Source organism: Bradyrhizobium sp. CSA207 (genome assembly GCF_029051685.1).
In the GTDB taxonomy this organism is placed as follows: Bacteria; Pseudomonadota; Alphaproteobacteria; order Rhizobiales; family Xanthobacteraceae; genus Bradyrhizobium.
On the sequence record NZ_JAACFT010000051.1, the window covers coordinates 24,725 to 47,145 of the forward strand.

Here is a 22,421-nt window from a genome sequence, read left to right on the forward strand (position 1 = left end):
GTATTATGTTCCGCTTTCGAGTTACTCGGGCCAAGCACGGGCGCAGTTGCGGGCACAAGGCGGTACGCATGCACCATCACTGCCGCCGATCGAGAGCCGGTCGGAGTTCGGAATGAGCGGGCCATTCTTACGGTTCAATATGGCTGTCGGATCGCGGATGGTCTCTTGAGCGACGCGGGGATCACAGCAGTGTCGGTCAGCGAGTGGGCTGCTGACAAAGGAACATACTTGGCCTCCCTGGAATTTCACCGCGCGCTGGAGGGAGTTGCAATTGGGCAACTCTCCGAGGCGACCGGATTCTCTAGCATGGAAGGCGAGCAAGGCGTTGCGGTCGCAACTTCCGGCACGGCAGTATTCAAGTTCGCATCTGGCTCATTGGCCGCCCTTTCAGGCAAGACCCTTAAATTCACGACCAAACTCACTGGCCTACGTAGCTTCGAATTGGAGTTCACAGATTGGCCAGAATCTCTTCTATGGAAGTGACTCGTGTCTTACTCTGATTTCCGCTGGCGCTCGGACGCACCAATTACTGTCCATACTCTTCGCCTCACACAATACGTGCTCCCGGCCTGTGTGCCGTCCTCCAAGACGAGCACCCGCAACAAGTTAACCTAAAACTCCGAAGGCACTCGAGCGCGGTAGAGCGTTCAAATTAACCTTCACCCGAGGCGATCAGCAGCTCTTTAGGGCACCGATCAGCATCAGGGACGAACTGGCCTCGCAGAAGGGGGCATCTCTTCGGCAGAGCCTGCGCGGCACCGAAGCTATCCACAAGGAAAAAAGCCAGCCCGATGATGAGCACGAAGAAGAAGCTGCCCGCCCACAGCCGGGGCTCCGGCAACATTTTTACTGATCTCGGCCTGCCGAATGCCCACGAGCACCAACTCAAGGCTGCCCTCGTCGTACAACTGAAGCGGTTGATGGCGGAGCGGGAGATCACGCAGACCGAAGCCGCGAAGCTGGTGGGCGTGAAGCAGCCCAATCTTTCCAAGCTGCTTCGGGGGCAGTTCAGGCTGGTTTCGGTGGAAAAGTTGCTGCGTATGCTGACGGCGTTCGATCAGGACGTCGAAATAACGGTAAAGCCACGTCGGAAGAGTGGCAGAGCGGGCCGGATCACGTTTATTCCGGCCTAGGAGCTGCCGAAAGGGGAGGGTTCATGACATCTAACGCGACGGCGGCCAAAACCGCTCATGAACCCACCCTGTAGTGCCCGAACTGCAATGATAACATTCGGCTGACTGAATCCCTCGCCGACCCTCTTCTCGCAGAGACCCACCCGCGTTTCCAGGAACAAGTGGGCGAGCAAGGACGCGGAGGTCGCCCGAGAGACCGAAGCGCCCCAGCAGGAGCGCGAGAAGCTCCAAAGGGATCGTGAGCAGGTCGAACGCCAGGTCGTGAACCGACTGGCGGCTGAGCGCAGCCAACTCGTCGCTACAGAAGCGAGGAAGGCGCGCGCGGCAGCTTGATGGATTCGGCTGATTCCACCGGGGCTCCCTCTCTCTCGAAGAAGATCTCGGCTTGCAAGACGGGCATCTTCCATCCGGAGCGCAGATCGTAATCGGACATCGTTAAAGCGGGATCCCCGGCTGGAGTCTTCGCCAGGCCGAGTGCCGAACGCTGTGACATGGCGTCCAATGCGGATTTCCTAGGACCAATCAGCGCCCACACGAAGAACCCAAGCCAGCCGAGCACGGTGAAGCCAAAGACGACGTTCAGGATGGCCAACACCCAGGCGTAGTGATGCCGAACCTAGAAGGCGATGATGGTTGGCAGAAGGTACGCCGCGGCCAGCGGGATCATTCCGACCAAATCCGACGGACATGCTCATCAAAGCGGAAAGCGCGATGATGGCGGCGATGAGTCCGATCCCGAAATGCAGGTGCTCGGTGATGTTCGAGGTGAGCGATGTCTCCTTGGCGATATCTTTCTTCGTCCCTGACTCGACCTTCGATGCAGCGAATAACCGATCTTTGGCGGCGTCGATTTCGCGGAGAGCGCAACTGATTGTTTTGTTTCAGACAGGGCGTTAGCGGGTATGCCTGTCGGTGCCAGACAGGGTCAGGTTTCTAACAATCCGCATCCTGCCAGCTATCTATCTCTACAGACGTGGGTTTTTGTATTCAACCAGCGCTGGCACACTCGTTGCAGACCCCTGCGCAAGAGGCGGCTGTTAGCCCTTTGCATCAACATGCAGAGGGCCACGCCCCTGATGGCAGGCAGTGAGTAAAGAAGCCGATATGACCAACCGCTGGAGAGCAGGCATGACTTCACCGAGACGCGTCTTGGTCAGCGATCCCGTCGACAAATCAACAGCGTCACACACACCGCGCTCGCAAGCGCTCAGCCGAGATGAACTACAAGATCGTGAACGACCGCTGCCGCATGGTCCAGAAGGCTGCGAAGTTGCGATCGGTAGGACCGGTCACGGAGATTCCACGCTTTACACCTGAACGCCGGATCGGAAATCCGTCGGTCTACCGGAAAAGCGTCGCTTCTTGATTTGAGACGACAATCGAAAGGAAATTTGTATGAGCCGAGCAACTACCCAGAGCGTCGCTGAGATCAAGGCGCGCAACAAGCAGCTAATCGATGAGGTGTTGAAGGTCTACCCAGAGAAGACCGCCAAAAGGCGCGCCAAACATCTCAGTGTTCACGAGGCGGGGAAGTCGGATTGTGGCGTCAAGTCGAATATCAAGTCCATTCCGGGCGTGATGACCATCCGTGGCTGCGCCTACGCAGGGTCCAAGGGCGTGGTCTGGGGGCCGATCAAGGACATGATCCACATTAGCCACGGTCCGGTCGGCTGTGGTCAGTACTCATGGGGCTCGCGGCGCAACTATTACGTCGGCACGACCGGCATCGACACCTTCGTGACACTGCAGTTCACCTCCGATTTCCAGGAAAAGGATATCGTGTTCGGCGGCGATAAAAAGGTCACCAAACTCATCGATGAGCTCCAGGAGCTATTTCCTCTCAACAGGGGCATCACCATTCAGTCCGAATGTCCGATCGGTTTGATCGGCGACGATATCGAGGCGGTCTCCAGAGAAAAGTCAAAGGAATATGGCGGAAAAACCATCGTGCCTGTGCGGTGCGAGGGTTTTCGTGGCGTGTCACAATCGCTCGGCCATCACATCGCGAACGACGCAGTTCGAGATTGGATCTTCGACAAGAGCGCCCCAGAGGCCAGCTCTAGATTTGAGCCGACGCCATATGATGTTGCGATTATCGGCGACTACAACATCGGCGGCGATGCCTGGTCCTCACGGATCCTGCTCGAAGAAATGGGTCTGCGCGTCATCGCCCAGTGGTCCGGGGATGGATCTCTGGCTGAATTGGAGGCGACGCCGAAGGCGAAGCTCAACATATTGCATTGCTATCGCTCGATGAACTACATCTCACGGCACATGGAGGAAAAGTTCGGGATTCCCTGGTGCGAGTACAACTTCTTCGGGCCTTCAAAAATCGCGGAGTCGCTGCGCAAAATTGCAAGCTTCTTCGATGATAAGATCAAAGAAGGCGCCGAGCGCGTCATCGCGAAATATCAGCCGCTTGTCGACGCGGTGACCGCGAAATACCGGCCGCGGCTCGAAGGCAAGACCGTAATGCTGTTCGTCGGCGGCTTACGTCCTCGCCACGTCATCGGCGCCTACGAGGACCTCGGCATGGATGTTGTCGGCACAGGCTATGAGTTCGGGCATAACGATGACTACCAACGCACCGCTCAGCACTACGTCAAAGATGGCACGCTGATCTACGACGATGTCACCGGCTACGAATTCGAGCGCTTCGTCGAAAAGATCCGGCCAGACCTCGTAGGTTCCGGTATCAAGGAAAAATACGTCTTCCAGAAAATGGGCGTGCCGTTCCGTCAAATGCATTCCTGGGACTACTCGGGTCCCTACCACGGCTACGACGGCTTCGCGATCTTCGCCCGCGACATGGACATGGCGATCAATTCCCCGATCTGGGGGAAGACCACGGCACCTTGGAAGGACGCTCCGCGGCCGAGCCTCATGGCGGCGGAATAGGAACGCCGACGCCCGGGCCCTTTCTTCCGCAGCGGAGGGCAAGGGCAGGAGAACGAACACAAGAACCCAAAGAGTGCCATGATGACACAGAACGCCGAACACATACTCGACCACTCTGAGCTTTTCCGGGGAGACGAATACCAGCAGATGCTGGCCAATAAGAAGGCGCTATTTGAGAATCCGCACGATCCCGCCGAAGTCGACCGTATCAAAGAATGGTCCAAGACGCCCGAATACCGCGAGAAGAACTTCGCCCGCGAGGCGCTAACCGTTAATCCGGCGAAGGCTTGCCAGCCGCTAGGTGCGGTGTTCGCCGCGCTCGGGTTCGAGAGCACACTGCCGTTCGTCCATGGCTCACAGGGCTGCGTCGCGTATTATCGCAGCCATCTGTCACGGCACTTCAAGGAGCCGACCTCATGCGTCTCCTCGTCCATGACGGAAGACGCGGCTGTGTTCGGGGGCCTCAACAATCTCACCGACGGGCTTGCCAACAGCTACAACATGTACAAGCCGAAGATGATCGCGGTCGCGACGACCTGCATGGCGGAAGTCATCGGCGACGACCTCAACGCCTTCATCAAAACATCAAAGGAAAAAGGTTCAGTCCCCGCGGACTACGACGTACCATTCGCTCACACTCCTGCATTCGTCGGTAGCCACGTTACGGGCTACGACAACACGCTCAAGGGCATCCTCGAGCATTTCTGGGATGGCAAAGCCGGCACGGCGCCAAAACTCCAGCGCAGAGCGAACAACACGATCAACTTCATCGGTGGCTTCGACGGCTACACTGTCGGCAACATCCGTGAGATAAAGCGCATCTTCAAGCTGATGAGGATCGGCTATACGATCCTCGCGGATAACAGTGACGTGTTCGACACCCCCACCGACGGCGAGTTCCGCATGTATGATGGCGGCACCACACTGAAGGATGCCGCGAACGCAGTCCACGCGAAAGCAACCATTTCCATGCAGCAATATTGTACGGAGAAGACGTTGGCCTTCATCAAGGGGCACGACCAGGAGGTCGTCGCCTTCAATCACCCGCTGGGCGTCAGCGCCACGGACGAGTTCCTGATGACGCTGTCGCGTATCACCAACAGGGCAATTCCAAATGCCCTGGAGCGGGAGCGCGGGCGTCTGGTAGACGCAATGGCTGACTCCAGCGCGCATGTTCACGGCAAGAAGTTCGCGATCTACGGCGATCCGGACCTCTGCTATGGCCTGGCCGCATTCTTGCTGGAGCTCGGCGCTGAGCCGACCCACGTGCTGTCGACGAACGGGAGTAAGGCCTGGGAGCAGAAGATGCAGGCGCTGTTCGCGAGCTCGCCGTTCGGTAAAAACTGCCGCGCCTTCCCAGGCAAGGATCTCTGGCACATGCGTTCGCTCCTGTTCACAGAACCGGTCGACTTCCTGATCGGTAACACCTACGGCAAGTATCTCGAGCGTGACACTGGAACGCCACTAATCCGCATCGGGTTTCCCATCTTCGATCGCCATCATCACCATCGTTATCCAGTGTGGGGCTATCAGGGTGGCATGAATGTGCTGGTCAAGATTCTCGACAAGATCTTTGATGAGATCGATAGAAAAACCAGCTCGGTTGGCAAGACAGACTACAGCTTCGACATCATACGCTAAGGCGAGCGCCCCGCCTCATCGTCCGCAGGAACAGCGGCGCTGTGGCGGGGATCACAGGTTATCCGCCGGCCATCCTCTTGGTCTGTGCGGTGTCTTGACATCCCCGAAAGAGACACCATGACTTCGCTTCCCACGACCATACAGGACGTCTTTAACGAACCGGGCTGCGCCAGGAACGCGAGCAAGTCGAACGTCGAGCGCAAGAATGGATGCACCAAGCAGCTGAAGCCGGGCGGCGCCGCCGGCGGGTGTGCCTTCGATGGCGCCAAAATCGCACTGCAGCCCTTCACCGATGTCGCCCATCTTGTGCATGGTCCAATCGCCTGTGAGGGCAATTCCTGGGACAATCGCGGTTCCGCCTCCTCCGGCTCCGATCTGTGGCGCAGAAGCTTCACCACTGACATGAGCGAGACCGACGTCGTGTTCGGCGGCGAGAAGCGGCTGTACAGGGCAGTCAAGGAGATCACAGAGAAATACAACCCGCAGGCCATCTTCGTCTACCAGACATGCGTGCCCGCAATGATCGGTGACGACATCGATATGGTCTGCAAGGCGGCCTCTGCCAAATTCGGCAAACCGGTCATTCCCATCAATGCACCGGGATTTGTGGGGTCGAAGAACCTTGGTAACAAGCTCGCAGGCGAAGCACTGCTGGAGCACGTCATCGGTACTGGAGAGCCCGATTACACCACTCCGTATGACATCAACATCATCGGCGAATACAACCTGTCCGGTGAGCTCTGGCAGGTCAAGCCGCTGCTCGATGAACTCGGAATTCGGATCCTGTCGTGCATCTCGGGGGACGGCAAGTATCGCGAGGTCGCTTGTTCGCACCGAGCCAAAGCCGCGATGATGGTCTGCTCAAAGGCAATGATCAACGTCGCAAGCAAGATGAAGCAGCGCTACGGCATCCCGTTTTTTGAAGGCTCGTTCTACGGTATTGAGGATTCCAGCGATTCACTGCGCCAGATTGCGCGCATGCTGATCGAACGTGGCGCGCCGGCTGAGCTGATGGAACGAACGCAAGCCCTGATCGCACGCGAAGAGACCAAAGCCTGGACTGCGATCGAACGTTTCAAGCCGCGGTTTGCCGGCAAGAGGGTCGTTCTCATCACCGGTGGCGTGAAATCCTGGTCGATGGTGGCCGCTTTGCAGGAGGCCGGGCTCGAAATCGTCGGCACGTCCGTGAAGAAATCGACCGAGAAGGACAAGGAACGTATCAAGGAATTAATAGGCCAGCACGCCCATATGATCGAGGACATGTCACCTCACGAGATCTACAAGATGCTCAAGGGCGCAAAAGCCGACATCATGCTCTCGGGCGGCAAGTCGCAATTCGTCGCACTAAAGGCGGCGACGCCATGGCTCGATATCAACCAGGAGCGCTGCCACGCCTATATGGGCTATGTCGGGATCGTCAAGCTCATGGAGGAGATCGAGAAAGCGCTCTACAATCCGATATGGCATCAGCTCCGCCAAGCCGCGCCCTGGGATGAGTTCGATTGGAAGCGTCAGGCAAAGGCGGTTGCGCAGATGCATGCGCAAGCGGTTGATCCAGTTCGGGGCGCGAACACGAACGGCGTCAAGACGATAAGTTTCTCCAACAAAAGTGAGGTCGGCGATGGTGAGAGCGCGATTGCGGCGCATGGCCCGAACCTCGTCGAACCCGCCAAGTCGTGCACCAATTCCACCGCAAGGTGTCTTGCTTGTAAGGACATTCATTCCGATCTCCAGCCCCCGGCGCTGCAGGCGGCGGAGTAGGAGAACGACATGGCGATCGTCACTGCCTCGAAGAAAGCCTGTTCGGTCAATCCGCTCAAGATGAGCCAGCCGATCGGCGGCTCATTTGCCTTCATGGGCCTGCGCGGCGCGATGCCGCTTTTGCACGGCCCGCAAGGTTGCGCCTCCTTCGGGCTGACGCTGTTCGTGCGCCATTTCAACGAAGCCGTGCCGATGCAGACGACCGCCATGAGCGAGGTTGCCACCGTGCTCGGCGGTCACGAGAATCTCGAACAGGCGATCCTCAACATCTACAATCGCGTCGAGCCCGAGATCATTGGTATCAATTCGACTGGCGTCACCGAGACCAACGGCGATGACGTCGAGGCCTTCATCCGGTTGATCCGGCAGAAGCATCCGCAGCTCGAAAAGCTTCCCCTTGTCTACGTCTCGACGCCGGATTTCAAGGATGCCTTTCAGGATGGCTGGGGCAAGACAGTGGCGCGGATGATCGAGGTGCTCGTGGCTCCCGTCGACGCAGCGAGACCGCGCGATGGCTCCCGCGTCAACGTGCTACCTGGCTGCCACCTCACGCCCGGCGATCTCGACGAGCTTCGCACGATCTTTGAGGATTTTGGGCTCAAGCCCTCCTTCCTGCCGGACGTTGCCGGTTCGCTTGATGGCCACATCCCCGACGAATTCACGCCGACCACGATCGGCGGCATTGGATTGGACGAGATCGCGACCATGGGGCAGGCGGCCTGGACGATCGCGATCGGCGCGCAAATGCGCCGTGCGGCCGAGATCATGCGGGCGCGGACAGGCACGCCGTTCCGTCTGTTCGAGCGGCTCTGCGGCCTTATTCCAAATGACGAATTCATCGCGTTTCTGAGCGAGATCAGCGGCCGGTCGGTGCCTTCGAAATATCGCCGGCAGCGTGGACAGCTGGCAGACGCCATGCTGGATGCCCATTTCCATATCGGCGGCCGCAAGCTCGCGATCGGCGCCGAGCCGGACTTGTTATTCGATCTCTCCAGCTTCCTCCACGAGATGGGGGCGCAGGTAACGGCTGCGGTGACGACGACGAACTCACCGGTGCTCCAGCGGGTCAGGACCGAGGACATCCTGATCGGCGATCTGGAGGATCTTGAAGAGCTTGCAAGGTCACGTGACTGCGACCTCTTGATGTCGCATTCACATGGTCGGCAGGCCGCTTCGCGACTCAATGTTCCGTTCCTCCGGGTGGGCTTTCCGATGTTCGATCGCCTTGGCGCTGCGCACCTCACGACCGTTGGCTATCGCGGCACGCGCGATCTGATCTTTGATATCGCCAATCTGATCATCACCGACCGCGAAACCAACCATGGGCCGACGCCCGACACCTGGCCATCACCTGCGGTGACCTGCAGGTCCATCCGCCCCAGTTGCATTGAGCAGGGAGAGAGAAAACACGGATGAAAGTTGCATTCGCCACTCAGGACTTGAAGCACGTCGATGCGCACTTTGGCTGGGCCAAGAACATCGCGATCTACGAGGTCGGCCCGGACGGGCATCGGTTTATTGAGGCAGTTCAGTTCGGCGGTGACCTCACGGAAGACGGCAATGAGGATAAGCTGGCGCCGAAGATCGAGGCGATCAGGGACTGCGCAATCCTCTATGTTGCGGCGATCGGCGGCTCGGGTGCTGCGCGAGTCGTCGCGAGCAACATCCATCCGATGAAGGTGCTGCAACCAGAGCCCATCGACGACCTTTGCGTCAAACTCGAAACCGTGCTGAAGGGGTCGCCGCCGCCCTGGCTGCGGAAGCTGCTCACCAAAAGCCCGGAACGTACGGTGGATTTCGAAGCCTGAAGGAAAGAGGATGCCCGATCGGTGTGAAATCACTCCAGCCGCCGCCGCGGCGGAGCGGCCATTTCTCAAAGAGCTCATCAAGATCTGGCGCGCCCAGGACACCCACGGCGCCTGGGAGGGCAAGAAGGACCTCGACCTGCTAGAACCCTACATTCTCGACAAGCGCAAGCGCCGTGCGCTGCCGATCGTCGGCAATCCCGACCCCGCCACGACATGGCGGCTGCAGTTGTTCTTTGACGCCATTGCGCTTTCGATCGAGAAGGCGACGGGTGTGATGATCTCGCCAATACTGAAGATGCATCATGAAGGGTTCGGCCGGATCGTGCTGATCGGGGGCCGGCTCGTTGTCGTGAGCAAGCAGCTACGGGACGTGCATCGCTTTGGTTTCAACGATCTCTGTCATCTTGCGGACCAAGGCGACAAAATCGTCAACAGTGGTGTTGAGATGATCCGCGAGTTCCCGGAAGTGGCGAATTATTGAGGCAAGTATGAGCGATGTTGAAAGCCTGAAAGCGGAAATAAAGAAGCTGTCGGCCAAAGCGACCCAGGCCAAGATGGACCTCCACGACCTCTCCGAGGAGTTGCCTGTCAACTGGACCGCGATCCTGAGCGTGGCGCAGAAGGCCCACGACGCCTTCAGCGAGCTCGAAAGCAAGCGCCAGGATCTCCAGGCGCTACACAAAGCATAACGGACCTCAAGCCATGTCATTCAGGACCCGCGACGGCCGCGATTGGAGGCCGGATTACCTGGTTTGGATCGATCCAAACAAGTGCATCGGCTGCGGCCGCTGCTACAAGGTCTGCGGCCGCGAGGTCATGACGCTGAAGGGTCTGAGCGAGGACGGCGAGATGATCGATCTCGATGAGGACGACGATGAGGTCGAAAAGAAGATCATGGTGATGAAGGACGAGGGGGCCTGCATCGGCTGCAGCGCCTGCGCCCGGGTCTGCCCGACAAACTGTCAGACCCACGCGCCAGCTGCTTGAACCGACTTTTCTCTCGCTATGAACAGGGGTGGTTTGCCAGAGACAAAGGTAGCTCGGGAGATCCGGCATCGAGCCGACGACATGTACGGCGCGAAGCCTTGAACCCTGTCGAAAGTGCGCGTCAATGCTAAGCTTGGAGTGAATCATGGTCAAAAAAGGTGTGCCGTTGAAGTCGCGGATTGAAAGGCCAACGGCCTCGACTCCAGATGATGATCCCTATCTATGGTTGGAAAAGATCGAAGGCGGACGGGCGTTGAACTTCGTCGAGCGGCAGAATAGCAGAACGGTACGGGTGTTTGGCGGAGCGGCGTTCGAACGCGACCGCGATACGCTCGCCGCGATCTACGATCGGCCCGACAAGATCCCCTATGTCAGCCGGCGCGGCGAGCATCTGCACAATCTCTGGAAGGATGCCACGAACCCGCGCGGCCTGTGGCGGCAAACCTCGCTCGCGGAGTTTCGGAAACCGCGGCCGGCGTGGGAGACCGTGCTGGATATCGACCGGCTTGCGGCGAGCGAACGTGAAGACTGGCTGCTGAGTTCTATCAGCTCGCGGCCGGGAAGTTCGCGAGTCATCTTGAGCCTGTCGCGCGGCGGCAGCGACGCCGTCACCCTGCGGGAATTCGACGTCGACACGAGGAGCTTCGTCGCGGACGGCTTCGCACTGCCGGAAGCCAAGGGTGGCGTCGATTGGCTCGATCCGGATACGCTGCTGCTGTCCAGCGCTTATGGCGAGGGCATGGTCACGAGCTCCGGATATGCGAGGACCGTTCGGTTGTGGCGGCGCGGCCAGCCTGTCGATCAGGCGCAAGTGATCTTCGAGACCACGGCCGATCGTATGATGGTCTATGGCAGCGCCGACGACACCGGAGCTAGGCCGCGCACCTGGATCACCGACCAGATCGACTTCTTCCACTACGGCATCTGGCTGCGCGATGAAGCCGGCACCACGAAAAAGCTCGACCTGCCGACCGGCATCTGGCTGCAGGCGCATAGCGACTGGTTCGCGATCAAGCTGCGCGAGGCCTGGTCGAGCGAAGGACGAACCTATGCCGCTGACGCCGTGCTCGGCATTTCGCTCCCGGCGTTCATGGCCGGCAGCCGCGACTTCACGCTGCTGTTCGAGCCGGGACCGCGGACCGCGTTACAAGGCTTCTTCTGGACCGCTGGGAAGCTCGTGCTCTCGATCCTCGACGAGCTTAAGCCGCGATTCGAGATTTGCACGCCATCCGCTACGGGGTGGCGCCGCGAGACACTCGGCGGCCTCCCCGACATCGGCGTCGTCGACGTCTGGCCGCTCGATTGCCATCCGTCCGAGAGCAATGGCGATTTGCTTGCCAATGTGCAGGGTCCCCTGACGCCGCCCTCGCTGCTATTGATCGAGCGCGGCGTCGAAAGCCCGACCGTGTTGAAGCAGGCGCCGAAGACGTTCACCGCCGATGGCCTTGTCGTGACGCAGCACGAGGCGATCTCGATCGACGGCGAGCGCATTCCCTATGTCCAGACCGGCCCCGCCGGCGAGACCGGCGATGCGCCGGTCTATATGAGCGCCTATGGCGGCTTCGGCCATTCGGTCAAGCCTTACTACGATCCATCGCTCGGCAAGCTATGGCTGGAACGCGGCGGTACCTCGGTGCAGGCGAATTTGCGCGGCGGCGGCGAGTTCGGCACGCGCTGGCACGATGCCGGCCGGCTCGCCGGCAAAAAACTGTCGCACGACGATTTTGCAGCCGTTGCCGCCGACCTCGTGCGCCGTGGCGTCACGAAAGCAAAGCGCATTGCAGCCGAAGGCGGATCAAATGGAGGCATCCTGATCACCAACATGCTGGTGCGCTACCCGGAGCGTTTTGGCGCGCTGTTCTGCACCATCCCGCTGATCGACATGCGCCGCTACACCAAGCTGCTCGCCGGCGCGAGCTGGATCGCGGAATACGGCGATCCCGACAAGCCGGAGGAATGGGACTGGCTGAAGACCTACTCCGCCTATCACAACGCAAAACCCGGCCAGCCCTATCCGCCGATCATGATCGCCACCACGCGGCGCGACGACCGCGTCCATCCCGGCCACGCGCGCAAGATGGCGGCAAAGCTGCAGGCGATGGGTTACGAAGCCTGGTTCTACGAGCCGGCGGCGGGCGGCCACGGCTACGGCAAGGACAACAAGGAGCGCGCCGGCTTCGAGGTGCTCGGCTTTGAATTTCTGAAGAGCAAGATTGGCTGGTAGGACGGGGAGGCGTCAGCCAGCTGACGCAATTGCCAAATGACATTCGTACGATATCGACCAGAGCGAGGGCGATCTGACCGACGTCCAGAACTCCCGCACGACCGATTCGAGATCCTGCGCGCTTGAACCAACGCATGGTGGAGTTAGTGTCTCGCCGGGACTTTGATAACGACCGTTTCTCTTCACCAACTCTATCACCTCACTTGCGTGCTGTATCTCAGCCCGGTACTGCGCGTGATCTTCCAGGACCGTGACTGGACTGCGTCTTGTCTGCTTCTTGTCTGCCCTTTAGAATGTATCCTCACAAAAGCTCGCGATTTAAAGTTCGAATTGCCTTTTGTACGTTCCGCAGGCGCTCAATTCGGCGACAGGATTATCTTCCAGCAGCCGCGGCCGCGCTTTCTTTAGGAAGCAGGAACACCGAGTAGGAGGAGCGCAATCAGACGGGCAAAGCGAGCGAGGCTCATACTAACAGCTATTTGCCGGTGCCGCGCGCCGGCGGTTGCGGCAGCGATCATCAAAACGCCAGGAGCGATCGTCGTGATGGGCGGGCCACAAACCCCGCGGCCCGAAGCGCACGATCCGCGTCCGATGTCTGACATCGAACGAGACCGCCAGCTACAAACGCACGTCGTGTTGAGCCGCCGAGGCAATCTTAGACCGAATCAGGTGCGTGATGTTCGTTGCTGGCGTTGGCACGGCCATTGCTGCTGAGATTGAGCACGGTGTCAGGCGGAGTGCATGCAGACGTGCTCTCTCGTTCATTGAACTCGTGCCGCGTTTCTTAGAGACAAACGAGCTTGCGCAAACAATCGCGACAAGGTTTGGGCAGCTTTGGAGAACAACATGATTCTTCGTATGGAGTCGCCAGCTCCTCCGATCAGGGTGGAAAGCTGGGTACGTGGCGAGCCCCTCACCAACTTTAAGCTGGGTACGCTGTATATAGTCGAGTTTTGGGCAACTTGGTGCGGCGGATGTGTGGCGGAGATGCCCCATCTCGCGCAGCTGCAAGAGAATTACAACGATAGCGCAGTTGAGGTCATTGCAGTTGCAGCTTCCGAGCGAGGCTCAACGGCCGAGGAGGCGCGAACAAACTTGGACGCGTGGTTGACCAAGAAAGGCTCCAAGCTGAACTTTCGGATAGCGTTCGATTACGCGGGAAAAATGAAGAAGTCTTGGATGGCGCCCAGTTTTTCTACCACTATCCCCACCTCATTCGTCATCGACCGTGACGGTCACGTCGCCTTTATCGGTCACCCTATGCAACTGTATGACGTGTTTCCAAAAATCGTAAATGGCACCTGGCGCACCAGCGATGAAGCCAAAGCAGCGGATGCGGAGCGAATCGCTGAAGCAGAATCTAAAATGCGCGAGAAAGCCCGGATGCAAGCATTCTGGGGCAAACTTGGACCGGCGCTGAAGGCGCAGGATTCGTCGACGGCGCTTTCGGCCGCTAAAGAGGGCGTCGCAGTGATGCCGGACGACATCGACGTTCACCTAGTTCATGAGGATCTAGCCCTGCACAAAGTCCATGACATGCAGACGGGATTACCCGTTATGCGTCAATTGGCTCGCGATGCGATCGAAAAACAATTCGAGTTGTGGAAGGTGCAAGCGATCCGCCAACTCTCTAATCCAGCGGAGAAGAACTCTGATGTCCCGCATTCTGATCGCTTTGCGATTGGCAAGGACTTGGCCGAACACATCCTCGCGCTGAACTCTCCAGAAGGCCGGGCCGGCCCCAAGTTTCTGTCTTATGTGGCGGTCGCTCAGTATTATTTCGAAAGCGGCGACAACGATCGTGCGGTCGAGTTAATTGAGTCGGCGGTGAAGTCGCTGGACGGCCCGCGGCCCATGGGGGCTGAACAGAAGGCGCACTACCTGCGGCTGTTGCTTGAGGCCTTGGCCAAGTACGAGGATGAGGAGGCAAAGCCGTTCTCGGGGACGAAGAGCGCCTTGGCCTGAATTCTTGGCCTGAATTTAAGAAAATGCGGCTCGCTAGCGGACGAGCGGTGACCCAGAAGCGGGTGCCGCGGAACGCCCAAGGTGCGCCGAAGATAGCGGTGAGGCAGCTTGCCGCATGGAGAGGACGAGGACATGAACGGGTCGCAATTCGAGCGCGCAAACATCGTGGCAGAAGAGCTGTCGGCGACGGTCGCCTCGAAAACGACCGATCCGATTCAGGAACACAGTTCGCGTCCGCCGGCTGAAGGCCTTTACGATCCGAGCCTGGAAAAGGATTCCTGCGGCGTCGGCTTCATCGCCAACATCAAGGGCAAGAAGTCTCACGAGATCGTCTCGGACGCGCTGAGCATCCTCTGCAACCTCGAGCATCGCGGCGCAGTCGGTGCCGACCCGCTCGCCGGCGACGGCGCCGGCATCCTGGTGCAGATCCCGCACGCCTTCTTCGCCCGCAAGGCCAAAGAGCTCGGCTTCGCGCTGCCCGACCCCGGCGAATACGCCATCGGCGCGCTGTTCATGCCGCGCGACACCGCCTGGCGCAACGTCATCAAGAGCATCATCGCCGACCAGATCAAGGAAGAAGGCCTGACCCTGCTCGGCTGGCGCGACGTGCCGACCGACAATTCCTCACTGGGCGTCACCGTGAAGCCGACCGAACCCGCCTGCATGCAGGTGTTCATCGGCCGCAACGGCACCGCCAGGACCGAGGACGAGTTCGAGCGCCGGCTCTACATCCTGCGCAAGTCGATCTCGCAGGCGATCTACCAGCGCCGCGACCGCGGACGTGCCGGTTACTACCCCTGCTCGATGTCCTGTCGCACCGTGATCTACAAGGGCATGTTCCTCGCCGACCAGCTCGGCAAGTACTATCCCGATCTGCACGAGAAGGATTTCGAGAGCGCGCTGGCGCTGGTGCATCAGCGCTTCTCGACCAACACCTTGCCGACCTGGTCGCTAGCGCATCCCTACCGCATGATCGCGCATAACGGCGAGATCAACACGCTGCGCGGCAACGTCAACTGGATGGCGGCGCGCCAGGCCTCCGTGAGCTCGGACCTCTACGGCAAGGACATCAACAGGCTTTGGCCGATCTCGTACGAAGGACAGTCGGACACCGCCTGCTTCGACAACGCGCTCGAATTTCTGGTGCAGGGCGGCTACTCGCTGCCGCACGCCGTCATGATGATGATTCCGGAGGCGTGGGCCGGCAATCCCTTGATGGATGAGACGCGCCGCGCCTTCTACGAATATCATGCCGCGCTGATGGAGCCGTGGGACGGCCCCGCCGCGATCGCTTTCACCGACGGCCGTCAGATCGGCGCCACGCTCGACCGCAACGGCCTGCGGCCGGCGCGCTATCTCGTCACCAAGGACGACCGCATCGTGATGGCGTCCGAGATGGGCGTGCTGACCATCCCCGAGGACCAGATCATCACCAAGTGGCGGCTCCAGCCCGGCAAGATGCTGCTGGTCGACCTCGAACAGGGCCGCCTGATTCCCGACGACGAGATCAAGGCCGAGCTCGCCCGGAGTCATCCCTACGAGGAGTGGCTGGAGCGGACCCAGATCGTGCTGGAGGAGCTGCCGAAGGTTGCGACCACCGGCGTTCGCTCCAACCTGTCGCTGCTCGATCGCCAGCAGGCGTTCGGCTACAGCCAGGAAGACATCACCATCCTGATGACGCCGATGGCCTCGATTGGCGAGGAAGCGGTCGGCTCGATGGGCAACGACACGCCGATCTCGGCGCTGTCGGCCAAGGCCAAGCCGCTGTTCACCTACTTCAAGCAGAACTTCGCCCAGGTCACCAATCCGCCGATCGACCCGATCCGCGAGGAGCTCGTGATGAGCCTGGTCTCGATCATCGGACCGCGGCCGAACCTGTTCGACCTCCAGGGGATGGCCACCACCAAGCGTCTTGAAGTGCGTCAGCCGATCCTGACCGACGCGGATCTCGAAAAGATCAGCTCCATCTCCGACGTGGCCGAAACCCACTTCAAGTCGCGCGCGCTCGACACCACCTTCCACGCCGGTCTCGGCGCGGCCGGCATGGACCAGGTGCTGGATGAGCTCTGCGCGCGCGCCGAAAGCGCCGTGCGCGAAGGCGTCAACATCATCATCTTGTCCGACCGCATGGTCGATACCGACCGCGTCCCGATCCCGTCGCTGCTCGCCTGCGCCGCCGTGCATCACCATTTGATCCGCACCGGCTTGCGCACCTCGGTCGGCCTCGTCGTCGAATCCGGCGAGCCGCGCGAAGTGCATCATTTCGCCTGCCTCGCCGGCTACGGCGCCGAAGCGATCAATCCCTATCTCGCGTTCGAGACCATCATCGCGATGAAGGACCGCCTGCCCGGCTCGCTCGACGATTACGAGATCGTCAAGCGCTACATCAAGTCGATCGGCAAGGGCCTGCTCAAGGTGATGTCCAAGATGGGCATCTCGACCTACCAATCCTATTGCGGCGCACAGATCTTTGACGCCGTCGGCCTCAAGGCCGACTTCGTCGGAAAATTCTTCGCCGGCACGCATACCCGCGTCGAGGGCGTGGGCCTTGCCGAGATCGCGGAAGAGGCCGTGCGCCGTCATGCCGACGCGTTCGGCGAGGCGCGGGTCTACAGGACCGCGCTCGATGTCGGCGGCGAATACGCCTATCGCAGCCGCGGCGAGGACCATGCCTGGACCGCCAAGTCGGTGAGGCTGCTTCAGAACGCCGCGCGAGGCAATTCGCTGAAAGACTATCACGACTTCGCCAAGATCCTCAACGAGCAGTCGGAACGCCTGTTGACGCTGCGCGGCCTGTTCCGGGTCAAGAGCGCCGAGGAAGAGAAGCGCAAGCCTGTAGCCCTCGACCAGGTCGAGCCGGCCAAGGACCTCGTCAAGCGGTTCGCCACGGGCGCGATGAGCTTCGGCTCGATCTCGCGCGAGGCGCACACCACGTTTGCGATCGCCATGAACCGGATCGGCAGCAAGTCGAACACCGGCGAAGGCGGCGAGGAAGTCGATCGCTTCAAGCCGCTGCCGAATGGCGACAGCATGCGTTCGGCGATCAAGCAGGTCGCCTCGGGCCGCTTCGGCGTCACCACGGAGTATCTCGTCAACTCCGACATGATGCAGATCAAGGTGGCGCAGGGCGCCAAACCCGGCGAAGGCGGCCAGCTGCCCGGCCACAAGGTCGACGCCACCATCGCAAAAGTCCGGCACTCGACGCCGGGCGTCGGCCTGATCTCGCCGCCGCCGCACCACGACATCTACTCGATCGAGGATCTGGCGCAGCTCATCTACGACCTCAAGAACGTCAACCCGGACGGCGCGGTTTCGGTCAAGCTCGTCTCCGAGATCGGCGTCGGCATGGTGGCGGCGGGCGTTGCCAAGGCGCATGCGGACCATGTCACCATTGCGGGCTTCGAGGGCGGCACCGGCGCTTCGCCGCTGACTTCGATCAAGCATGCCGGCAGCCCTTGGGAGATTGGGCTGGCCGAAACCCACCAGACGCTGGTGCGCGAGCGGCTGCGCAGCCGCATCGTGGTCCAGGTCGACGGCGGCTTCCGCACCGGGCGTGACGTCGTGATCGGGGCGCTACTGGGCGCAGACGAGTTCGGCTTCGCCACTGCGCCGCTGATCGCGGCCGGCTGCATCATGACGCGCAAGTGCCACCTCAACACCTGCCCGGTCGGGGTCGCGACGCAGGATTCGGTTCTGCGCAAACGCTTCACCGGCCAGCCCGAGCACGTCATCAACTATTTCTTCTTCGTCGCGGAAGAAGTCCGCGAGATCATGGCGAACCTCGGCTTCCGCACCTTCAACGAGATGATCGGCCAGACCCAGCTGCTCGACCAAACCAAGCTGGTGGCGCACTGGAAGGCCAAGGGCCTCGACTTCTCCAAGCTCTTCGTCCGCCAGAAGGAAGAGAAGGGCCAGAAGATCTACCATTCGGAGCGCCAGAACCATCATCTGGAAGCGGTGCTCGACCGCTCGCTGATCGAGAAGGCGCAGCCCGCGCTCGACCGCGGCGCGCCGGTCAGAATCGAGGCCGCGATCAACAGCACCAACCGTTCCGCCGGCGCGATGCTGTCGGGTGCGGTCGCCAAGATCTACGGCCATGCTGGGCTGCCGCATGACACCATCCATGTCAGCCTCAAGGGCACCGCGGGCCAGGCGTTCGGCGCGTGGCTGGCGCAAGGCGTCACCTTCGAGCTCGAGGGCGAAGCCAACGACTATGTCGGCAAGGGCCTCTCCGGGGGCAAGATCATCGTCAAGCCGCCGAAGAACAGCGGCATCGTGCCGGAAGAGAGCATCATCGTCGGCAACACCGTGATGTACGGCGCGATCCAGGGCGAGTGCTACTTCCGCGGCGTCGCCGGCGAACGGTTTGCCGTGCGCAACTCCGGCGCGGTCGCCGTGGTCGAGGGCGCGGGCGATCATTGCTGCGAATACATGACCGGCGGCATCGTGGTCGTGCTCGGCAAGACCGGGCGCAACTTCGCAGCCGGTATGTCCGGCGGCATCGCCTATGTGCTGGACGAGACCGGCGATTTCGACAGATTGTGCAACCTCCTGATGGTCGATCTCGAGCCGGTGCTGTCCGAAGAGCTGATCAACGCCGGTACCTATCATCACGCCGGTGACCTCGAGGCGCATGGCGGGGTCGACGTGTTCAACAACCTGCTCGATTCCGACGTCGAGCGGCTGCACGTCCTGATCACGCGCCACGCCAAGGCGACCGACTCCAAGCGCGCCGCCGACATCCTTGCCAATTGGAAGGATTGGCTGCCCAAATTCCGCAAGGTGATGCCGGTCGAGTACCGGCGCGCGCTGCGCGAAATGGCTGCTAACGCGGACGCCGAGCTCGGGAGCCTGAGATAGTACCACTGACGTACCGAACACCGCACGCGCCCGAAGATGGGCAGATATAGCGCTAATAGCGCTTCCACACGCGTCCGCCAGCGCAACCCGAAGCAGATCCTGACGAGGTAGGGCCGGCTGAGACGTTCCTGCCGGGTGATCACGCGAGATCGTTTTGACGTCCCCACGCGTCGTTCTGAGGAAGGTACGGGATCGGGGCCCCTGGAGCGCAATGACAGTGAGGGTTGCACGACGGCAGGTGAGGGCTGCTATACGCTCGCCGTCGCCTAGTCAGTTGAAGTCCATCGAAGATCGACAAAAAGACGCATGATTTGATCGTCACTGCGCTGCTGATTGCATCAATCAAGATCAATTGTCGCTTACTGTAGGCAATCCCGACGAAGGCGCTTGGAATAGCGCGCGCCGCTTGCCAGGGAGGCGCACACCAGAGTCACACTCTGGCGCCGGTGGTCCGTACATGCCGCAAGCATCGCAATTGGCGACCCGCAGTTGAAGTGCGTGCGCCGTGTCGCGGAAATGGGAGATGCATGGGGAGATTCCAGGTAACGCCGACAGGAAGGCGAGAATGCGCAATGACTATCATGCTTCCGACCACGGGTCAGCGAGGTTCTGCGCGGTATGCGGTGGAAGATTAGGGCTTATCCGCTGCTACTGCTGGAAAACGGCGCTTTGTTCTAGGAAATGCGTCAACCGCTTCAACGCGCGGCGCGAGGCCGACCACAAATGGCTTCGCTTCTTGCGAACAGCTTGATGCGTGGTACCCGACTAGCTGTAGCTGCGGCGGCCGTGCTCTCGCAAAGATGGACGCCGGCAGAATAGTTCTGCTGCGATCATGGACCTAGGCGTGACGCTTTCAAGAGTGAGTGGACGAATCAGATGACAGAGACCTCGGCAACAATCATCGACTTCACTGCTTACAGGATGAAGCGCGCTGCGGCCAAGCTGTCATCCGACACGGTCGGCTCGATAGCGCCCTATGAAGCGGTCGCATCTTTCTATTTCTTCTGGTGCTTGCTAGCCTTGATCCCGTTTGCCTCGCTCGATCTGCTCCGCATCGAAACAGCAACCTTCGTGAGCAATCCTTAAGGACGCCGCGGATGGCCGAAGCCGAGGCTGAAGGAGAAATCCACCCGCCTGCTCGACCTCTAGCGCGTGCTGTTGATTATAGCGGCGGGCACTCGGGCAGGTATCTCCGATCGAGTCCAGCACCTCCACCAGTTCAGCGACAGCTTCGCCTCCTGGCGCGCATGCGGGTCGGCGCGGTCCTGCGTCCAGCCGTGCTCCTCGCACTCGAGGATGGCGCCGGCTTTCCGCAGCACGGAGCTCGCCCAGCCGCTGAGCGTGCCGATCGCCGGCGGTCTTTCCTCGAACATCAGCATAGTGATCGCTCCTCGCGCGACATCTCAGCGCCGCTCAGGCCGGCAAAGGCCTGGAGCACAACGCCAAAGCTGATCCATACACCGTCGATCAGCCCTCTGAAATATGACCGCGATCATGAGCCGATCATCATTTGGAATGTTCGGATCCCGATGGACGCAGTCAGCCGGACCCTCGCGGCCAGCCGCCCCCTCGGTGTAATTGACGACAGTACTCATGGCCAACACACGATTAGCAGAGCGGCCGTGTGATCTCCCAAACGTACGCCGAGAAGTCCATCACGAGGGTTTGTCAGAGCCAGTCCCAGGCGAAGCGGTACAGCGACTCACTCTGGGTGCAGTGACTCTCTCTGCGGCAGACTCGTCGAGCTGGCGAGGGGGGTCTGAGGCGATGCCTCAGACGGGGCGGTTTTCGCCTCTGTTCTTCACCGGCTCCATTTTGGCCAAGCCGTCCTCGTATGAGATCTCGGTGTATGATCCATCGATGTCCTTGGCCGCGTCGAGCAAGTAGTCGAGCCTACCGGCCGTACCGAGCGTCTTGATGTCATTCTTGTCGACGCCGGCGAGGTCCATCATCTCCTTCCACACAGTTGATTCGTCGCAAGGCAGAATGCGGAAGGTGATGTCGCCTATCTTGATCCGGTACTTCGCGAGCAGATCAATGTTGTTGCAGAAGATGAAATAGCTGCCTTTGGGGCTCAGCCTGCCATCCAGCACCTTTGCGGCCTCGGGTAGATACGCCAGGGAATGCAAATATCCGGCAAGGACTGGGATGGTCGGTTCGCCTTCCTGCGCAATCGCAAGAACTTGTTCGATGGAATAGTCCGGCGGTCGTTTTTCGTCGGCGAGCTGGGCTTGGAACTTCAGCGCGATGTCGCCCCGGAATCCAAATCGCCCCGACTTCGTTGTTTCACTCTTAAGCACCGCATTCAGTAACCGCCCCTCCTTGTCCAACGGGCCAAGAGCGGTGTTGTCGATCGACGTCATGGAGGGCTCCTCATCAATGCCTGGTGTGCATGCGTCGCGCAATGCGACGTCCGCTACACTCATGCAAGTTGTTTGCCGTCCCGCTATCTCTGCGGCGTAAGCGGCGGCTTGGCGCTATGTGCATGGATACGTGCTGGCACCGTCATGAGGTCTCGGCCGGATGACGTCGGGACGCTGGAAAACCGCCTGTCGCAAACCCGACAGGTCGCAAATCGACTGGTCGGCGCCCGCAAAACCAACTGTGTTCAGCTGTATCTCGACTGGCATGGGATTTGCGAATCGTGCCTTGCGACAAGACTTGAGAGCGAGCCAGAGATGATCAACCTAACGGATAGCGCTATAAGCATACTGAAGGCTGCAATCGCCTCGACGACGCAGGCCGCAAGCGGTTTGCGGATCACGGTCGAAGGTGGCGGCTGTCAAGGGTTCACATACAAGATGGATCTTGCTCATGAGCCGAGCTCCGAGGAGACCGTGTTCGAACAAGGCGGGGTTAAAGTCTTCGTCGACAACGCGAGCCGAGCGCATCTGAGCGGCACCACGATCGATTTCGTGGTCTCGCTCGAAGGATCAGGATTTCGCTTCGATAACCCAAATGCCAAATCGAGCTGCTCCTGCGGCAAATCGTGCAGGTGAGCCGCGTTCGGACGATTCCGCAATGGAAGAACATCGAACATGGGCCTGAAGGATGAGCCAACGAACCAGTCTTTGACTGTTGAGCCTTCGATCGCGAGCGGATTATCCGCGCCGTGCTCGATGAGTGCGGCCGAGTCCCGCTCCC

The 22,421-nt window shown here is 60.2% G+C and carries 16 protein-coding genes and 2 pseudogenes; 15 read left to right on the forward strand and 3 right to left on the reverse strand.

The window, feature by feature from the left end; genetic code table 11:
* Positions 1 to 165: 165 nt before the first annotated feature.
* Together GWG65_RS36660 and GWG65_RS36665 are read left to right on the forward strand one after the other, a co-directional pair.
* On the forward strand, positions 166 to 483 hold the full coding sequence (locus tag GWG65_RS36660; protein ID WP_235939725.1) for a hypothetical protein: 318 nt from the start codon (positions 166 to 168) through the stop codon (positions 481 to 483).
* A 308-nt stretch (positions 484 to 791) separates the two neighbouring features.
* The gene (locus GWG65_RS36665) at positions 792 to 1,133 is read left to right on the forward strand and encodes a helix-turn-helix transcriptional regulator (RefSeq protein ID WP_148740549.1); all 342 of its coding nucleotides are present in this window, start codon (positions 792 to 794) and stop codon (positions 1,131 to 1,133) included.
* 298 nt (positions 1,134 to 1,431) lie between these two features.
* On the opposite strand, the pseudogene GWG65_RS36670 reads toward GWG65_RS36665, so the two are convergent.
* Positions 1,432 to 1,734 (reverse strand): annotated as a pseudogene (locus tag GWG65_RS36670) (superinfection immunity protein); the annotation flags it as partial.
* Between the two features lie 794 nt (positions 1,735 to 2,528).
* Between GWG65_RS36670 and nifD the strand changes: the two are divergent.
* The 12 genes from nifD (at position 2,529) to GWG65_RS36730 (ending at position 20,363) form a co-directional block, all read left to right on the forward strand.
* Positions 2,529 to 4,031 carry a nitrogenase molybdenum-iron protein alpha chain gene (gene nifD, locus GWG65_RS36675; protein ID WP_148740547.1) on the forward strand — a complete coding sequence of 501 codons (1,503 nt, stop codon included), beginning with the start codon at positions 2,529 to 2,531 and terminating at the stop codon, positions 4,029 to 4,031.
* Between the two features lie 81 nt (positions 4,032 to 4,112).
* Complete coding sequence (nifK, locus tag GWG65_RS36680) at positions 4,113 to 5,672, forward strand: nitrogenase molybdenum-iron protein subunit beta (RefSeq protein ID WP_148740546.1); 1,560 nt, start codon at positions 4,113 to 4,115, stop codon at positions 5,670 to 5,672.
* 117 nt (positions 5,673 to 5,789) lie between these two features.
* On the forward strand, positions 5,790 to 7,433 hold the full coding sequence (gene nifE, locus GWG65_RS36685; RefSeq protein ID WP_148740545.1) for a nitrogenase iron-molybdenum cofactor biosynthesis protein NifE: 1,644 nt from the start codon (positions 5,790 to 5,792) through the stop codon (positions 7,431 to 7,433).
* A 9-nt stretch (positions 7,434 to 7,442) separates the two neighbouring features.
* Positions 7,443 to 8,849, forward strand: a complete 1,407-nt coding sequence (gene nifN / locus GWG65_RS36690) for a nitrogenase iron-molybdenum cofactor biosynthesis protein NifN (RefSeq protein WP_148740544.1) — start codon at positions 7,443 to 7,445, stop codon at positions 8,847 to 8,849.
* On the forward strand, positions 8,846 to 9,241 hold the full coding sequence (gene nifX, locus GWG65_RS36695; protein WP_148740543.1) for a nitrogen fixation protein NifX: 396 nt from the start codon (positions 8,846 to 8,848) through the stop codon (positions 9,239 to 9,241). Before nifN ends, nifX begins: the two co-directional genes overlap by 4 nt.
* 10 nt (positions 9,242 to 9,251) lie before the next feature.
* Entirely contained in the window at positions 9,252 to 9,722 is a 471-nt protein-coding gene (locus tag GWG65_RS36700) for a NifX-associated nitrogen fixation protein (RefSeq protein WP_275200286.1), read from the forward strand.
* Positions 9,723 to 9,729: 7 nt separating this feature from the next.
* A complete protein-coding gene (locus tag GWG65_RS36705; RefSeq protein ID WP_148740541.1) occupies positions 9,730 to 9,930 on the forward strand; it encodes a CCE_0567 family metalloprotein in 201 nt (66 codons plus the stop codon).
* Positions 9,931 to 9,943: 13 nt separating this feature from the next.
* Positions 9,944 to 10,228: a ferredoxin III, nif-specific gene (gene fdxB, locus GWG65_RS36710; RefSeq protein ID WP_148740540.1), complete on the forward strand. Its 285-nt coding sequence runs from the start codon at positions 9,944 to 9,946 to the stop codon at positions 10,226 to 10,228.
* 145 nt (positions 10,229 to 10,373) lie between these two features.
* Positions 10,374 to 12,452, forward strand: coding sequence for a prolyl oligopeptidase family serine peptidase (locus GWG65_RS36715; protein WP_275200287.1), 2,079 nt, complete (start codon positions 10,374 to 10,376; stop codon positions 12,450 to 12,452).
* Between the two features lie 846 nt (positions 12,453 to 13,298).
* Positions 13,299 to 14,417 carry a TlpA disulfide reductase family protein gene (locus GWG65_RS36720; RefSeq protein ID WP_275200288.1) on the forward strand — a complete coding sequence of 373 codons (1,119 nt, stop codon included), beginning with the start codon at positions 13,299 to 13,301 and terminating at the stop codon, positions 14,415 to 14,417.
* Positions 14,418 to 14,549: 132 nt separating this feature from the next.
* A complete protein-coding gene (gene gltB / locus GWG65_RS36725; protein WP_275200289.1) occupies positions 14,550 to 19,277 on the forward strand; it encodes a glutamate synthase large subunit in 4,728 nt (1,575 codons plus the stop codon).
* 876 nt (positions 19,278 to 20,153) lie between these two features.
* A complete protein-coding gene (locus GWG65_RS36730; protein ID WP_187435963.1) occupies positions 20,154 to 20,363 on the forward strand; it encodes a hypothetical protein in 210 nt (69 codons plus the stop codon).
* Positions 20,364 to 20,456: 93 nt separating this feature from the next.
* On the opposite strand, the pseudogene GWG65_RS36735 reads toward GWG65_RS36730, so the two are convergent.
* Both GWG65_RS36735 and GWG65_RS36740 read right to left on the reverse strand, forming a co-directional pair.
* Positions 20,457 to 20,656, reverse strand: a pseudogene (locus GWG65_RS36735) (hypothetical protein); the annotation flags it as partial.
* Between the two features lie 393 nt (positions 20,657 to 21,049).
* Complete coding sequence (locus GWG65_RS36740) at positions 21,050 to 21,640, reverse strand: hypothetical protein (protein WP_148740535.1); 591 nt, start codon at positions 21,638 to 21,640, stop codon at positions 21,050 to 21,052.
* Positions 21,641 to 21,955: 315 nt separating this feature from the next.
* On the opposite strand from GWG65_RS36740, the gene GWG65_RS36745 reads away from it, so the two are divergent.
* Complete coding sequence (locus GWG65_RS36745; protein ID WP_275200292.1) at positions 21,956 to 22,276, forward strand: iron-sulfur cluster assembly accessory protein; 321 nt, start codon at positions 21,956 to 21,958, stop codon at positions 22,274 to 22,276.
* Positions 22,277 to 22,421 lie beyond the last annotated feature (145 nt).

Excerpts from the sequence above, each read along its gene's own strand:
- GWG65_RS36715 (WP_275200287.1), top strand. The coding sequence starts at position 10,374 with ATGGTCAAAAAAGGTGTGCCGTTGAAGTCGCGGATTGAAAGGCCAACG.
- gltB (WP_275200289.1), top strand. The coding sequence starts at position 14,550 with ATGAACGGGTCGCAATTCGAGCGCGCAAACATCGTGGCAGAAGAGCTG.
- nifD (WP_148740547.1), top strand. The coding sequence starts at position 2,529 with ATGAGCCGAGCAACTACCCAGAGCGTCGCTGAGATCAAGGCGCGCAAC.
- GWG65_RS36720 (WP_275200288.1), top strand. The coding sequence starts at position 13,299 with ATGATTCTTCGTATGGAGTCGCCAGCTCCTCCGATCAGGGTGGAAAGC.
- GWG65_RS36665 (WP_148740549.1), top strand. The coding sequence starts at position 792 with ATGATGAGCACGAAGAAGAAGCTGCCCGCCCACAGCCGGGGCTCCGGC.
- nifX (WP_148740543.1), top strand. The coding sequence starts at position 8,846 with ATGAAAGTTGCATTCGCCACTCAGGACTTGAAGCACGTCGATGCGCAC.
- nifE (WP_148740545.1), top strand. The coding sequence starts at position 5,790 with ATGACTTCGCTTCCCACGACCATACAGGACGTCTTTAACGAACCGGGC.
- fdxB (WP_148740540.1), top strand. The coding sequence starts at position 9,944 with ATGTCATTCAGGACCCGCGACGGCCGCGATTGGAGGCCGGATTACCTG.
- GWG65_RS36705 (WP_148740541.1), top strand. The coding sequence starts at position 9,730 with ATGAGCGATGTTGAAAGCCTGAAAGCGGAAATAAAGAAGCTGTCGGCC.
- nifK (WP_148740546.1), top strand. The coding sequence starts at position 4,113 with ATGACACAGAACGCCGAACACATACTCGACCACTCTGAGCTTTTCCGG.
- GWG65_RS36730 (WP_187435963.1), top strand. The coding sequence starts at position 20,154 with ATGACAGAGACCTCGGCAACAATCATCGACTTCACTGCTTACAGGATG.
- nifN (WP_148740544.1), top strand. The coding sequence starts at position 7,443 with ATGGCGATCGTCACTGCCTCGAAGAAAGCCTGTTCGGTCAATCCGCTC.
- GWG65_RS36740 (WP_148740535.1), bottom strand. The coding sequence starts at position 21,640 with ATGACGTCGATCGACAACACCGCTCTTGGCCCGTTGGACAAGGAGGGG.
- GWG65_RS36745 (WP_275200292.1), top strand. The coding sequence starts at position 21,956 with ATGATCAACCTAACGGATAGCGCTATAAGCATACTGAAGGCTGCAATC.
- GWG65_RS36700 (WP_275200286.1), top strand. The coding sequence starts at position 9,252 with ATGCCCGATCGGTGTGAAATCACTCCAGCCGCCGCCGCGGCGGAGCGG.